The following is a 13,771-nucleotide window of genomic DNA, read 5'->3' on the forward strand; positions in this document are numbered from 1 at the left end:
ACTGCGGAAGTGGGACTGAGCCGGAGAAGTCTGCTCGCCGCCGGTGGGCTGGCGCTCCTCGGGCTGCCCGCGTGCGCCGTCGCCGGGGACGAGCCGGCCGACGACGGGTCCGGCAAGGTGGAGGTCTTCTCCTGGTGGGCCGGGCCCGGCGAGAAGGAAGGGCTGGAGGCGCTCGTCGCGGACTTCCGGCAGCGCAACCCGGGCATCGAGTTCGGCAACGCCGCCGTCGCGGGCGGCGCCGGCACGATCGCCCGGACGGTGCTGGCGACCCGGCTGGAGAACGACGACCCGCCCGACTCGTACCAGGCGCACGCCGGCCTCGAGCTCGCCAGCGACATCGAGGCCGGCTACGTCGAGGACGTCCGGTACCTGTACGACCAGCAGCGCTGGCGGGACCGGCTGCCGAAGGGGCTGGTCGAGGCGCTGACGTTCGACGGCAGGATCTACTCGGTGCCGGTGAACATCCACCGGGCGAACCTGCTCTGGTACAACCCGGCGGTCCTCGAGGCCCAGCGGCTGACCCCGGCCGAGACCTGGCCGCAGTTCCTGACCCAGGCGGCGGCGCTGCGCAGGCGCGGCGTCCTGCCGCTGTCGATCGGGCCCGCCTGGACCCAGAAGCACCTGCTGGAGTGCGTGCTGCTCGGCGAGCTGGGCGCGGACGGGTACACCGGCCTGTGGACCGGCGCGACCGACTGGGCCGGCGCCCCCGCCCGGCAGGCGCTCACGCGGTTCATCGAGGTCCTGGCGCAGTCCGACGCCGCCGACGCCGCCGCCGACGACTGGCAGCCGGCGCTGGACAAGGTCGTCGCCGGGACCGCCGCGTACAACGTGATGGGCGACTGGGCCGACGCGTACCTGCGGACCAGGGGCCTGGTGTTCCAGGAGGGCTACTCGGTCGTGCCGACCCCGGGGTCGGACGGGGTCTACGACTTCCTGTCCGACTCGTTCACGCTGCCCGCCGGGGCGCCGCACCGCCGGGCCGCCGAGCAGTGGCTGATCGAGTGCGGCTCGGTCAGCGGCCAGGACGCGTTCAACCCGCAGAAGGGGTCCGTGCCGGCCCGGCTCGACGCCGACAAGTCGCGGTACACCGGCTATCTCGCGCAGGCGATCGCCGAGTGGACCGACAGCGCGACCCGGGTGGTGGGCTCGCTCACGCACGGTGTTGTCGCCGGTACCGTGCGCAGTTCAGCGATCGACGCGGCGCTGACGCTGTTCGTGCAGGACGGGGACACCGTGAAGTTCGCCGCCGCGGCCGCGGGGTGACGCCCCGGGCGCGACCGGTCCCACCTGCGGTGGCCTGGTAACGGGCATGTGTGGAAGCTGTCAAGATTCAACCGGCCGACGTGCGCCGATGCGGGACCCCGTTACAGTTGGGCCCCATGAGCACTGAAGAGACCGAGGCCGCCACCCTGCTGAGCGCGATCCGCAGCCCGGGTGACCTCCGCGACCTCTCGACGGAGCAGCTCGAGGTCCTCGCGGCCGAGATCCGCGACTTCCTCGTGGCCAAGGTCTCCCGCACCGGCGGCCACCTCGGCCCCAATCTGGGTGTGGTCGAGCTGACGCTCGCCCTGCACCGGGTCTTCGACTCGCCGAAGGACCGCATCCTCTTCGACACGGGCCACCAGGCGTACGTGCACAAGATCGTGAGCGGTCGCCAGGGCGGCTTCGACCTGCTCCGCCAGCGTGGCGGCCTCACCGGCTACCCGAGCCAGGCGGAGAGCGAGCACGACATCATCGAGAACTCGCACGCCTCGACCGCGCTGTCCTACGCCGACGGCCTGGCGAAGGCGTTCGCGCTGCGCGGCGAGCCCCGCCACGTCGTCGCGGTCGTCGGCGACGGTGCCCTGACCGGCGGCATGTGCTGGGAGGCGCTCAACAACATCGCCGGCGCGAAGAACCCGCTCGTGATCGTGGTCAACGACAACGGGCGCTCCTACTCCCCGACGATCGGCGGGCTCGCCGACCACCTGTCCAACCTGCGGCTCAACCCGAGCTACGAGAAGGTCCTCGACCTGGTCAAGGACTCCCTCGGCCGCACGCCGCTGGTCGGCCCGCCGCTGTACGAGGTGCTGCACGCGGTCAAGAAGGGCATCAAGGACGCGGTCGCGCCGCAGGCGATGTTCGAGGACCTCGGCATCAAGTACGTCGGGCCCGTCGACGGCCACGACCAGGTCGCGGTCGAGTCGGCGCTGCGCAAGGCGAAGTCGTTCGGCGGCCCGGTGATCGTGCACGCGGTGACCCGCAAGGGCTTCGGCTACCGGCCCGCCGAGGAGGACGAGGCCGACTGCCTGCACGGCCCGAGCAGCGCCTTCGACATCGACACCGGCAAGCTGCTCGCCCCGGCCGCGGTCAAGTGGACGGGCGTCTTCGCCGACGAGCTGGTCGCGATCGCCGACGAGCGGGCCGACATCGTCGGCATCACCGCCGCCATGGCCGAGCCGACCGGCATCGCGAAGCTCATGAAGAAGTACCCCGAGCGGGCCTACGACGTGGGCATCGCCGAGCAGCACGCGGCGACGTCCGCGGCCGGTCTCGCGATCGGCGGCCTGCACCCGGTCGTCGCCGTCTACGCGACGTTCCTCAACCGGGCCTTCGACCAGGTCCTGCTCGACGTGGCGATGCACAAACTGCCGGTGACGTTCGTGCTCGACCGGGCCGGCATCACCGGCCCCGACGGCCCGTCGCACTACGGCATCTGGGACATGTCGGTCTTCGGCGTGGTGCCGGGCCTGCGGCTGGCCGCGCCCCGCGACGCGCAGACCGTCCGCGAGGAGCTGCGCGAGGCCGTCAGCATCGAGGACGGCCCGACGATCCTGCGCTTCCCGACCGGTGCGGTCCCCGCCGACCTGCCCGCGGTGCGCCGCGTCGGCGGGGTCGACGGCTTCGGCGGTGTCGACGTGCTCAGCGAGCACGAGCGCAAGGACGTGCTGCTGGTCAGTGTCGGCGCGTTCGCGCACCTGGCGGTGGACGCGGCCGCCCGGCTCGCCGAGCAGGGCTACGGCGTCACCGTCGTCGACCCGCGCTGGGTCCGCCCGGTCCCGGTCGAGCTGGTCGGCCTGGCCCGCGAGCACCGCCTGGTCGTCACGGTCGAGGACGGCATCCGCACCGGCGGGGTCGGCGACGCGATCGCCAAGTCGCTGCGCGACGCCGACGTCTGGGTGCCGCTGCGCGACCTCGGCGTGCCGCAGGGCTGGCACCCGCACGGCACGCGCGCCGAGATCCTGTCCGAGCTGGGCCTGACCGCGCAGGACGTGGCGCGCCAGGTCACCGAGTGGGTCAGCCGCCTCGACGCGGCGGAGCAGCCGGCGGTCCCGGCGGCGCGCGCCAGGCGCTGACCGTAGCCACCCCGGACGGCGGATCCAGCGATGGGTCCGCCGTTTCGCGTGGGCGGCGCGGGGTACGCAACCGGGCGGCCGCCGTGCGACTCTGGCTTACGTGGCTGAGACGGTGATCGAGCTCGACCTCAGCAGCCCCTGGGAGCCGCCGGACCCGCCCCGCGGGCAGCGGCCGGGGCGGGCGCGGAGGCTGCGGTGGGCGGCCGTGTGCGCGGTCGCCGTGGCCGTCGCCGCCGGGGCGGCCGCGTCCGGTGCGGCGCCGTCGACCGGGCCGCTGTACCGGATCGACGACCAGGTCCGCAGCGTCGTCGTCGCCGGGGACCTGCTGTTCGTCGGCCGTTTCCGGCAGCCCGCCAGCGACCCGCGGATCGAGGGCCGCCGGCGGTCGGACGGCGCCGTGCTGTGGAGCGTCCCCGTCGACCTGCAGCACCACTACGTGGCGAGCAGCGCCGGCACGCTGATCCTCGTCCTGCACGGCGAGTCGGACCGCGGCTTCACCAGCACCCTGATCGCCCTCGACCCGGTCACCGGGCGGCAGCGCTGGACCCGGCCGGAGGCGGTGCTCGTCGGTACCCACGACGGCCTGGTCGTCGTCGAGGACCTGCCGGACCAGAGCCGGGTGGTCGAGTTCACCGCGGGTGACGAGCCCGACCTGACGGATCCGCAGGTCAACCACGCCGGCCGGCCACAGCAGCGGAAGCTGGCCGTGCTGGACGCGGCCACCGGCGCCGAGGTGTGGCGCCTCACCCCGCCGCTCGGCAGCGCCCTGGACTTCACCTGGGCCGGCCGGTACCCGACGGGTCAGGTCACCGCCGTCGACCAGCTCGACCCGTCCGGGCTGCTGACCCGCCGGGACGTGCGCACCGGCGGGGTCGTCGCGACCCGGCAGCTGGACTGGTCCGGCACGCCCGCCATGTTCAGCACCGGCTCGGTGTGGCTCAGCGGCCCGGGCGGCGACCCCGGGCGCACGCCGGGCCGGGCCGTGGTCTACCCCGACGGCGGGCGCGGCGGGATCGTGTTCGACCTCGCCGACGGCCGGGCCCTGTTCCGCACCGACACCGCCATGTACGACGGGCTCCACCAGTGCACCGCCACGCTGTTCTGCGCCGGCGCCGGCACCGGCCTCGCCGCCTACGACGTCACCACCGGCCGGCCGGTGTGGCGGCTCGACGGGTACCCGGAGGTCGTCGCTTCCGTGGGGGACCGGCTCGTGGTCAGCATGTACGCGCAGGGCTCCACGCCCGGGCGGGTCGCCGTCGCGGACGCGCGCACCGGTGCCGTCCTGCAGGAGCTCACCGGGTGGCAGCTGGTCCTCGGCGGGCCCACCGGCCGGATCGTGCTGTGGCGGCCCGTCGACATCCGCACCGCGCTGCTCGGCGAGCTCGACCCGGCGACCGGCTGGATCACCGTGTTCGGCCGGGCCGGCGACTGGTACGGCGCGCCCGACTGCAGCGTCGACGGCGCCACCCTCGCCTGCGTCATGGTGGGCAGCGCGACGGTCTGGCGCCTGCCGGAGCGCCGGTGAGCGCGGACGCGCGGCCCGGCGGCGCCCGTGACAATCTGGTCCGTGTGCCGGAGACCGTGATCGAGCTGGACGTCAGCACCCCGTGGGAGCCGCCGGAGCCGCCCGCGCCGCGATGGCGCCCGCCGGCGCGGTGGCTGGCCGTGGCCGCCGCGCTGGTCCTGGCGCTCGGGCTGCTCGCGGCCGGCGGGCCGCGCCCGGACACCGGCCTGCTGTTCACGGTCGACTTCCAGGTGCTGCGGGCGCAGGCGTCCGGCGGGCGGGTCTTCCTCGCCCGGTACCAGCTGACCAGCCCGGGCCCGATGATCGAGGCGCGGCGGGCCACCGACGGCGCGATGCTCTGGCAGCGCCCGGCCGAGGTCGACCAGCAGCTGATCGTCGCCGGCCCCGACGTGGTGATCCTGATGAGCGAGGACCGCACGGGCCGCGGCGACTCCAGCGTCCTGCTCGTGCTCGACGCGGCGACCGGCCGGGAGCTGTGGTCGCGGCCCCGGGTCACGTTCGACGGCATCAACGCCCGGGTCATGGTCGTCGAGGAGGCCCCGGAGGAACCGCCCGGCCAGGTCGTCTACGTGGCCGGCGACGACCCGGGCGTCAACCACGCCGGGGCGCGGCCGCCGCAGCGGTACCTCGGCCTCGACCTGCGCACCGGCGCGACGGTCTGGGACGTCACCGTCGCCGAGGGCTCCGACGTCAACCTCAGCTGGGCCGACTTGTACCAGGCCCAGGTCAACCGGTTCGACGTGCTCAGCCGCACCGGGCAGCTGACCCGGCGGGACGCGCGGACCGGCGCGGTGACCGCGACCTACCAGCTCGACTGGTCGGGGACCTCGGCGATGTTCAGCGCCGGCTGGCTCGACGGCTCCGGCCGCCCCACCGACCGGGTCGTCGTGTACCCCGACGGTGAGCGCGGCGCCGTCGTGTACGACCTCACCACCGGCCGGCGGCTGTTCCGCTGGCCCGGCGAGCTCAACAACGGCCTCTTCCGGTGCACGGACCGGCTGCTGTGCACCGGCACCGGCGGCGGGCTGGACGCCTTGGACAGCACCACGGGCGAGCGCCGCTGGCACCTGGCGGGACCGGACGGGGTCCTGCACTTCGCCGGTGACCGCCTGCTGGTCGGCTCCTGGCGCGACCCGGTGGCGACCGGGCCGCGGGTGGCCGGGATCGTCGACGCCCGCACCGGTGCCCTCGTCAGGACGTTCACCGGCTGGTACGCGCTGCCCGCCGGCGGCGCCCGCCCGCTGCTGTGGCGCTCGGACGACAAGCGCACCGCGGTGCTCGGCGAGCTCGACCCGGCGACCGGGCTGATCACCGTGTTCGCCCGCGCGGAGAACTGGTTCGGCAACCCCGAGTGTTCCGCCGACGGCCGCACGCTCGCGTGCGTCGTGGTGGGCGGCATGTCCGTGTGGCGACTGCCCAACCGGCACTGATCCGCGCACAATGGAGCCGTGCCGGTGAGCACGGTCACCATCGATCTGGGCGTCATCGACGAAAGCTGGGACCACGTCGACGACGCGGCCGTCGGCCTGCCCAGGGGCTGGGTCCTGACCGGGGTCCTGGCGCTGCTGCTGAGCCTGCTGTCCTCGGCGCCGCCACCGGGGCGCCCGCACGAGGTGACCCGCCAGCCGCTGCGCAACGGCGAGTTCCACGTCGCCGGCGGGGCGCTGTTCGTGCTCGACAGCGACCGCACCCCCACGCCCGTCGAGGCGTTCGACGCCGCCGACGGATCCCTGCGCTGGTCGTTCACCCCCGACGGGCTGGCCAGCCTCTCCGCCGTCGACGTCCGCGGCGACCTCGCGGTGCTCTCCCCGGACCTGTGCCGCTCCGGGGTCACCGGCACCACCGTCGCCGTGACCAGGGCGACCGGGCGGGAGCAGTGGCGGGCCGTCGGCGTGCCCGTCCGCACCCCGCCCGGCGGCACCGGCACCGTCGTCATGCGCAGCCTGTGGTCCGACGGCTGCCGCGCCCTCGCCGACAACACCCCGCTCGCCGGGGTGCTGCGCTGGCAGCTCATCGACACCGCGGGCCTGGTGCGCTGGGACACCGCGGTCGAGGCCGGCACCCGCGTCGCGGTCGACTCGGCCGCCGCCGGCGCCACCTGGGCCGCGCTGCTGGATCCGGACGGCGGGCTCAGCACCGTCGACCTGACCACCGGCGCGCGCACCGCCCCCGTCGCCGGCGTCGCCGGTCCCGCCGACGACCTCGTCGCCGCCGTCGGTGAGCTGCTCCTCGTCGCCCGGTGGGACGCGGCGACCGGCGGCACGCGGCTCACCGCGTACACGCGCGACCTGCAACGGCGCTGGAGCACCCTGGTGCCGGCCGGTCAGAGCGGGCCGCTCACCGTCCTGCCGTGCGGCGCGGCGCTGTGCGTCAACGGCGACCGCACCGTCGCCGTGGACCCGGCCGGCGGCGCGGTGCTGTGGACGGTGCCGAAACCCTCGCTGCTCGTCGCGCCCGGCGGCGCGCCGGCCCTGCCGCCGGACACCGGGCGCACCGTGCCGGCGGGGTGGCGGTTCCTCGCCGCCGACGGCGCCCGCGTCCTGCTCGGCCTGCGCACCGACGGCGACACGCTGCTCGCCTGGTCCGACGGCGGGCCGGCGCCCACACCGTCGGCGTCGGTGCCCGGCACCCTCGTCGGCTGCGAGATCGACGGCCCGCTCGTCGCCTGCGGCACCGACGCCGACGAGGTGGTCCTGCTGCGGCTGCCGTAAGGCGCCGATATCGGGGTGCGTGCGCGCGCACCCGGGCCGTAGTCTCGGCGCCGGAAGGCGCGGCAGGAAGCGGCACCACGGCATCGCCGGACGGTGTTCCGCGCCGCGCCGCGGATCCCAGGGGTTCAAGTCCTCAGCAGCACCACCCGATCACGTGCCCGGCGACCGCGGGCCCTGCGGCTCCCGGCGGCGCCGGGCTCCCCGCCCGCGGCCGCCGCGTACCAACCAGGAGTCAGGTCATGGCCAAGGTCACCGTGATGGAGTACGAGCGGGTCGTCCGCTTCGAGCACGGCCGGCTCGCCGGCGTGCTGGAGCCCGGGCGGCACCGGTACCGGCGCCGCGGCACCCGGCTCGAGCGCGTCGATCTGCGGCCCCGGCTGGTGCCGGTCAACGGGCAGGAGATGCTGACCGCCGACCGGCTCGTGGTCAAGGTCTCCGCGACGCTGCGCATCGCCGTCACCGACCCGGCCCTGTTCGTCACCGCGGCCCAGGACCCGGTGCAGGAGCTGTACCTGCGCACCCAGGTCGAGCTGCGCGCCGCCGTCGCCGAGGCCGACCTCGAGTCGGTCATCGCGGCCCGCCCGCGGCTGCCGGCCCGGCTGACGGCCGCGCTGGCGCCCGCGGCCCGCGCCGTCGGCGTCGACGTGCTGGAGCTGACCGTGCGGGACGTCATGCTCCCCGGGGACCTGCGCCGCGCGTACGCCGACACCGCCCTGGCGAAGGAGCGGGGCCGGGCCGAGCTGGAGCGCGCCCGGGGCGAGGCCGCCGCACTGCGCTCGCTGGCGAACACGGCGAAGCTGCTGGAGGACCGCCCGGCGCTGCTGCGGCTGCGCGCCCTGCAGGCGGCCGGTCAGGCCGGCACGACCCTGGTGGTGCACGCCGGCGAGCCGGCGGCCGGCAGGGGGTGACTCACAGCTTCCCCCAGGTGCCCGGCAGCGGACGGGGGTGACTCACAGCTTCCCCGGGTGCCCGGCAGCGGGCGGGGGTGACTCACAGCTTCCACAGGTGCACGGCGTCGCCGCCGGCGAGGCAGGACAGGCGGTGCCCGCGCAGCGCGCACCGCGACGGCGCCGGGCGCAGGTGCCCGAGCACCTCCACCTCGCCGGTGTGCAGGTTGACCCGGGCGATCCGGGAGCCGTCCCCGTCCGGCCGCTGGACCACCGCGTAGGTGGTGCCGGCGGCCGCGGCGGTGCCGGCCGCGTCGTCGTTGCCGTCGGTCGCCATCGGCACCAGGCCCCAGCCGTCGAGCTGGCTGCGGTCCACGCCCGTCTGCCAGTCGACGATCCGGATGCGCATGAAGTCCTCGCGGTCGCGGGCGACGAGCACGCCGGCGCCGACGGCGTCCAGCTGGATCGTGCGGCGCCAGCGCTGTTCGCCGGTGCGCGGGTCGAGCACGGCGATGTCGCGCCAGTTCGGCACGCACACCATCGGGCCGCACGCGACGACCACCGGGCCGTAGGCCAGCTCGGCGATCGGCACCGGCTCGGCGGACTGGAACAGCTGCTGCCACCGGTACGTCAGCGGCGCGTGCCCGTAGCTGGTGATCATCGCCCCGTCGAGGCGGACGGCGACGATCACGAGCATGTCGCCGACGATGCGCACGCTCTGCGGCGGGCCGTCGGCGAGCTCCGGGACCTGCGCCGTGCTGGTCACCGCGCCCGTCCCGGCGGCACGGACCTCGGTGCGGCCGCCCGGGTACCAGATCGCGAACCAGTCGTTGCCGGGCACGTCGGGGGAGACGAGCCGGCCGCCGGCCGGCATCTGGAACTCCCACCGCACCGCGCCGGTCTCCGCGTCGACCGCGGCCAGGTGCACCGGCGTCTGCGGGCTGTTGCGCAGCGGCACCGCCGGTGGGCAGGTGGTCGCGCGCTCGTCGACGAGCAGCAGCACCGGCCGGTCCTCCACGCGCAGCACCGAGACGGGCGCCCCGGCGGCGAGCCACTGCTGGTGCCCGTCGGCCGGGTCGAGCCGCTCCAGGGTCCAGCCGACCGCGTCGGTGCAGGGGCGGTGCCGGATGTACGCGCGGTCCGCGGCGAGGTACACCTGCCCGGCGTTGGACGGGATCGAGCGGCTCCACCGCTCCTCGCCGGTGCCCCAGTCGTACGCGGTGACCGCGGGCTCCTCGCGCAGCGCGTACAGTGCGCCCCGGTCGGCGACGAACCCGAGGGTGTGCTCCGCGAGGACGCCGAGCGACTCGACCGAGGTGCTCGCGCCGGAGCCGCCGGCGAGCGTCGCGAACAGCGCGAGGACCATCACGAACGGCCACTGGCGGCGGCCGGGGACCACGGGAGCGGGCCCGGTGTCGAGCTGGTCCGCGTCGTCGGTGACCACCCCGAGATCGATCAGCCGCTCCTCCACCTCACCAGGGTGCCTGGCGTGGGCCATGGTCGCCAGCGGTGCGGTATACGTTGGCTCACGCGGACTTCACAGCCGGTGCCTGACACTGGCCGGACCGGTGGGGGGTGATGTGGCGTGCGCGTGCTGGTGGTCGAGGACGAACGGCACCTCGCCGACGCGATCGTGCGGGGGCTGCGCCGCCAGGGCATGGCGGTCGACGTCTCCTACGACGGCACCCAGGGCCACGAGATGGCGATGGTGACCCGGTACGACGTGGTCGTGCTCGACCGGGACCTGCCCGGCATGCACGGCGACGACATCTGCGCCGACCTCGTCGCGTCCGGGGCGCTGACCCGGGTGCTGATGCTCACCGCGAGCGGCAGCGTCGCCGACCGGGTGGAGGGGCTGCAGATCGGCGCCGACGACTACCTGCCGAAGCCGTTCGCGTTCGACGAGCTGGTCGCCCGGGTGCAGGCGCTCGGCCGGCGGGCGACCCCCGCCGCGCCGCCGGTGCTGACGATCGGCGACCTCGTGCTCGACCAGGCCAAGCGGGTCGCGACCCGGGGCGGGCAGCCGCTGGACCTGACCCGCAAGGAGTTCGGCCTGCTCGAGGAGCTGCTCAAGGCCCGCGGCGCCGTCGTGTCCAGCGAGGAGCTGCTGGAGCGGGTCTGGGACGCCAACGCCGACCCGTTCACCACCACCGTGCGGGTCACGATGATGACCCTGCGCAAGAAGCTCGGCGACCCGGCGCTCATCGAGACCGTCGTCGGCGCCGGATACCGCACGAGGCCACCCCAGGGTTCACCGCAATGACCGTGTACGACGCCCGCCGCGCCGCCGTCTTCCGCCCGACCCTGCGGCTGCGCCTCACGCTGCTCAACGGCATCCTGCTCGTCGGGGCCGGGCTGGTGCTCGTGGTGCTCGCGTACATCCTCGTCGACGGCGCCATCAGGCCGGCCGACGAGCTGCGGCCCGGGACCCGCATCGTGCTGCAGGACGGCACCGAGGTCGACGCCCGGCAGTGGCAGACCGAGCTCGCCGACGCCGCCGAGTGGGAGCTGGTGACCCGGGGCAGCCTCGCGCTGCTGCTCATCGGCGCGGTCGGGGTCGCCGGCGCGTACGTCGTGGCCGGCCGGGCGCTGCGCCCGCTGCAGAAGGTCACCACCACCGCCCAGCGGCTGACGGGGGAGACCCTCGACGCCCGGATCAACTACGACGGCGCCGACGACGAGGTGTCGGAGCTGGCCAAGACGTTCGACGCGATGCTCGACCGGATCAGCGACGCGTTCGAGACGCAGAAGCGGTTCGTCGCCAACGCCTCCCACGAGTTGCGTACCCCGCTCGCCGTGATGCGCACCGAGGTCGACGTGACCCTCGACGACCCGGACGCCGACGTCGAGGAGTTCCGCCGGATGTCCAACGTGGTGCGCGACGCGTCCATGCGGGCCAACGCGCTGGTCGAGTCGCTGCTGCTGCTGGCGCGGACCGAGGCGCAGGCCGGGCGCCGGCTCGGCCGGAAGGTGCCGACCGACCTGGCCACCGGGGTCACCGTCGCCATGTCGGCGATGGGCAAGGAGATCCAGCGGCTCACCCTCGACGTGACCACCGACCTCGCCCCGGCGCGGGTCGTCGGCGACCCGGGCCTGCTGGAGCGGCTCGCCGGCAACCTCGTGGAGAACGCGGTGCGGTACAACCACCTCGGCGGGCGGATCTGGGTGCGCACCGGCACCGACGAGACCCTCGCCTGGCTCGTCGTGGGCAACACCGGTTTCGAGGTCGACCCGGCCGACGTGCCGGCGCTGTTCGAGCCGTTCCGCCGCGGCGGGCGGGAGCGCACCGGGGCCCGCGGCTCCGGGCTCGGCCTGTCGATCGTCCGCGCCGTCTGCGAGGCCCACGGCGGCGGGGTCAGCGCCGTCGCCCTGGACGGCGGCGGTCTCGAGGTCACCGTGAGCCTCCCGGCCGCCGCGGTGACCCCGGTCCTGACCGGCACCGCCTCGGTCAAACCGGCCGCCTGACCGCCGGGCTGTGACCGGTCGCACACTTTCTCAGTTCCGCCCCCGCCGCCGCCGATCAGACCTCCACAGGACGAGTCGGAGGAAACTGCATGCGGCTGCGGAGTTGGCTCGTCGTCAGCGTCAGCGCCGCCCTGCTGCTCGCGATCGGGGCGGTCGGCATCTCGGTCAACCGGTCCGCGCTGCGGGCCGCGGAGACCGTGCACCGCGCCGACACGCTCGCCCTCGCCACCAACAACGGCAGCCTGGTCGAGCAGCTGCTGCTGGTGTCGGCGAAGGAGCTCAACGACTTCGTCACCAGCCGCCCGCTGAGCCTGACCCCCGGCGACGCCGGTGACCGGGCCGCCCTCATCGAGTACGCGAACAAGTCGACGTTCTTCACGTACGGGCTGACCATCACCGACCTGACCGGCAACCCGATCAACGCCACGAAACCGGCGAACCTGTTCCCCGACCGGGACGCGATCGGCTGGAAGCCGCTGATCTCCGGGCTGGCGCTGGGGCGGCCCGGCTTCTCCTCGCTCATGACGGTCAAGGACACCCTGGTCCAGGCGGTCGCCGTGCCGATCGTCGTGGGCAGCGACCCGACCGCGCTGATCTACGGCTTCATCCCCGTGCGCAAGGGCCAGCTGCAGGCGTATCTGGAGAAGCTCAGCGACCCGTCGCACCTGTCGCTGGTCGTGGACTCCTCGGGCACCGTCGGCGCGTCCAGCGACCCCGACGCGGTCGGCACCGTCGTCGACTCCGCCGTCATCAGGCAGCTGCGCTCGACCGAGTCGGTGTTCGTCACGTACCGTGCCGGCGGCCGCTCCATGATCGCCGCGGTGCACGGCGGGCTGCCGGGCGGCTGGGCGTACGTGCGGGCGCAGTCGACGGCGACCTTCGACGGTCCGGTGCGCAACCGCAGCCTCACCATCAACCTGGCGCTGCTGACCATGCTCCTCGTCGGCGTCGCCGGCCTCGCCGTCCTCGGGTACCGCTCGCAGCTGGTGCGCCGGCGCGCCGAGGAGCGCTTCGCCGCGCTCGTCGAGCACGCGCCGGACGTCGTCACCGTCCTGGACCGCGAGGGCGCCGTGGTGTACTCCAGCCCCAGCGGCCAGCGCATCCTCGGCTTCGTCGCGGTCGGCTCGTCCGTCTTCGACCTGCTGCACCCCGACGACCGCGAGCAGGTGCGGGACCGCTTCGCCGCGCTGCTGGCCGAGAGGGGCGGCCTGGAGCGCATGCAGGTGCGGGTCGCGCAGGCCGACGGCAACCACCGCTGGTTCGACTTCACCGCCTCCAACCAGCTGCACAACGCGGCGCTCGACGGCATCGTCATCAACGCCCGCGACATCACCGACAGCCGCGAGATGCAGGACCGCCTCGCCCACGACGCGCACCACGACCCGCTCACCGGCCTGCCCAACCGCCGCCGCCTGCAGGAGCGGCTCACCGCGTCACTGCAGCACACCCCGGTCGGGGTGCTCTTCGTCGACCTCGACGGCTTCAAGCCCGTCAACGACGAGCTCGGTCACGAGGCCGGCGACGAGCTGCTGCGTCAGGTCGGCGAGCGCCTGTCGTCCTGCCTGCGCCCGACCGACGTGCTCGCCCGCGTCGGCGGCGACGAGTTCGTGCTGCTCCTGCCCGGCGTGGTCGGCGGTGAGGACGCCGGGACCCTGGCGGTGCGGCTGCGCGAGGTGCTGGCCGAGCCGTTCGACGTCGCCGGTCACGAGGTGCGCATCGGCGCCAGCGTCGGGCTGCACCTCGCCGGCCCCGGCGAGGACCCGGACGAGGTGCTGCGCACCGCGGACCAGGCCATGTACGCCGCCAAGCGCGGCCCCGACCGCCCCGGCCGGCACCGGGCGGGCTGAC

General features: G+C 74.8%; 10 protein-coding genes. 9 read left to right on the plus strand and 1 reads right to left on the minus strand.

Annotated elements, in window-relative coordinates:
- Nucleotides 1–9: 9 nt before the first annotated feature.
- The 6 genes from OP18_RS07490 to OP18_RS07515 all read left to right on the plus strand — a co-directional run bounded on the left by OP18_RS07490 (nucleotide 10) and on the right by OP18_RS07515 (nucleotide 8,479).
- Nucleotides 10–1,263: an ABC transporter substrate-binding protein gene (locus OP18_RS07490; RefSeq protein WP_033357977.1), complete on the plus strand. Its 1,254-nt coding sequence runs from the start codon at nucleotides 10–12 to the stop codon at nucleotides 1,261–1,263.
- A gap of 116 nt (nucleotides 1,264–1,379) precedes the next feature.
- Nucleotides 1,380–3,335 carry a 1-deoxy-D-xylulose-5-phosphate synthase gene (gene dxs, locus OP18_RS07495; protein ID WP_033357978.1) on the plus strand — a complete coding sequence of 652 codons (1,956 nt, stop codon included), beginning with the start codon at nucleotides 1,380–1,382 and terminating at the stop codon, nucleotides 3,333–3,335.
- Between the two features lie 100 nt (nucleotides 3,336–3,435).
- Nucleotides 3,436–4,860, plus strand: a complete 1,425-nt coding sequence (locus tag OP18_RS07500; RefSeq protein WP_162189751.1) for an outer membrane protein assembly factor BamB family protein — start codon at nucleotides 3,436–3,438, stop codon at nucleotides 4,858–4,860.
- Complete coding sequence (locus OP18_RS07505; protein ID WP_033357980.1) at nucleotides 4,857–6,290, plus strand: outer membrane protein assembly factor BamB family protein; 1,434 nt, start codon at nucleotides 4,857–4,859, stop codon at nucleotides 6,288–6,290. The genes OP18_RS07500 and OP18_RS07505 overlap by 4 nt, the downstream gene beginning before the upstream one ends.
- A gap of 24 nt (nucleotides 6,291–6,314) precedes the next feature.
- A complete protein-coding gene (locus OP18_RS07510) occupies nucleotides 6,315–7,571 on the plus strand; it encodes a PQQ-binding-like beta-propeller repeat protein (RefSeq protein WP_156089338.1) in 1,257 nt (418 codons plus the stop codon).
- 239 nt (nucleotides 7,572–7,810) lie between these two features.
- Nucleotides 7,811–8,479 carry a slipin family protein gene (locus OP18_RS07515; RefSeq protein WP_033357982.1) on the plus strand — a complete coding sequence of 223 codons (669 nt, stop codon included), beginning with the start codon at nucleotides 7,811–7,813 and terminating at the stop codon, nucleotides 8,477–8,479.
- 82 nt (nucleotides 8,480–8,561) lie between these two features.
- Here OP18_RS07515 and OP18_RS07520 read toward each other — a convergent pair whose 3' ends face one another.
- Nucleotides 8,562–9,929 (minus strand): outer membrane protein assembly factor BamB family protein, encoded by a 1,368-nt coding sequence (locus tag OP18_RS07520; protein ID WP_162189752.1) that lies wholly within the window; start codon nucleotides 9,927–9,929, stop codon nucleotides 8,562–8,564.
- Nucleotides 9,930–10,043: 114 nt separating this feature from the next.
- Here OP18_RS07520 and OP18_RS07525 point away from each other — a divergent pair, with 114 nt between their 5' ends.
- From OP18_RS07525 to OP18_RS07535, 3 genes are all read left to right on the plus strand, one after another.
- The gene (locus OP18_RS07525) at nucleotides 10,044–10,721 is read left to right on the plus strand and encodes a response regulator transcription factor (RefSeq protein ID WP_033357984.1); all 678 of its coding nucleotides are present in this window, start codon (nucleotides 10,044–10,046) and stop codon (nucleotides 10,719–10,721) included.
- Nucleotides 10,718–11,923 (plus strand): sensor histidine kinase, encoded by a 1,206-nt coding sequence (locus OP18_RS07530; RefSeq protein ID WP_033357985.1) that lies wholly within the window; start codon nucleotides 10,718–10,720, stop codon nucleotides 11,921–11,923. Before OP18_RS07525 ends, OP18_RS07530 begins: the two co-directional genes overlap by 4 nt.
- 89 nt (nucleotides 11,924–12,012) lie before the next feature.
- Entirely contained in the window at nucleotides 12,013–13,770 is a 1,758-nt protein-coding gene (locus tag OP18_RS07535; protein WP_033357986.1) for a sensor domain-containing diguanylate cyclase, read from the plus strand.
- The last annotated feature ends 1 nt before the right edge of the window (nucleotide 13,771 follow it).

It is taken from the genome of Dactylosporangium aurantiacum (assembly GCF_000716715.1).
Classification (GTDB): Bacteria; Actinomycetota; Actinomycetes; order Mycobacteriales; family Micromonosporaceae; genus Dactylosporangium; species Dactylosporangium aurantiacum.

Bases quoted from the DNA above. Each gene is read 5' to 3' on its own strand.
- dxs (WP_033357978.1), top strand. From the start codon at position 1,380: ATGAGCACTGAAGAGACCGAGGCCGCCACCCTGCTGAGCGCGATCCGC.
- OP18_RS07515 (WP_033357982.1), top strand. From the start codon at position 7,811: ATGGCCAAGGTCACCGTGATGGAGTACGAGCGGGTCGTCCGCTTCGAG.
- OP18_RS07530 (WP_033357985.1), top strand. From the start codon at position 10,718: ATGACCGTGTACGACGCCCGCCGCGCCGCCGTCTTCCGCCCGACCCTG.
- OP18_RS07535 (WP_033357986.1), top strand. From the start codon at position 12,013: ATGCGGCTGCGGAGTTGGCTCGTCGTCAGCGTCAGCGCCGCCCTGCTG.